Origin of the sequence: Mesorhizobium sp. M0208 (assembly GCF_040322015.1) — a bacterium.
Lineage (GTDB): Bacteria > Pseudomonadota > Alphaproteobacteria > Rhizobiales > Rhizobiaceae > Mesorhizobium.
This window is the reverse complement of sequence record NZ_JAMYSP010000128.1, coordinates 1-601: the sequence shown is the minus strand read 5'-3', so window position 1 is coordinate 601 and position 601 is coordinate 1. Positions and strand designations below refer to the sequence as shown.

Genomic DNA, 601 nt, shown 5'->3' with positions numbered 1-601 from the left:
TTCGTCCGTTCCTTCGATCGGCAGCCGCAGCGCGGCCATGTCTTCTACCGCCTGATGGTAGAAGCGGTGAAATTCGCCATTGGAACAGTTGAACTTCAAGGCGCTGCGTTGCCATCCGGCGAGGCGTTTTGCAGTTTTCGACTCGAGGCATTTGTCAATGCAGACTCGGGGCGCGCGATAGATTGTCTCGCCATTTCTAAAGTCATAGAGAAGGCAAGCATGCCATTTCGCGCCCGGTTCGAGCTTGATATCGAAGCTGATCCGGCCATTGGCATAGACGGGCTTTGAGGCCATTCGGCGGACCTTGACAATGACGTCTCGCTTGAAGTCTCGATTCACGTAGGAGGTACGAAGGCTCGCCGCTCTGGACAGCCATTCCGTGGTAATACGTCCGCGGCGGACGATCGCGTCGGCCTTGACTTCGAAAAGATCGGCAAAGTCGCTGCGCATGGCAACTTCCAAATTGAAGCGCACTGACATTTGCCCGTGGTTTACGAGTTCAAAATCCTCATGCAGCCCTCCATCCAAGGCGCGGCCGATTACCAGCCCCAGGCTGCCTGCTGGCACATGGTTCGTTTCCGTCGCGAACCCCTGATTGACC

Annotated in this window: 1 protein-coding gene; it reads right to left on the bottom strand. The window is 56.4% G+C overall.

The features are described 5' to 3' along the window. Window positions 1-601 (bottom strand): glycogen debranching N-terminal domain-containing protein (locus NKJ17_RS33955; RefSeq protein WP_352692076.1); only part of this gene is annotated, 601 nt, incomplete at both ends.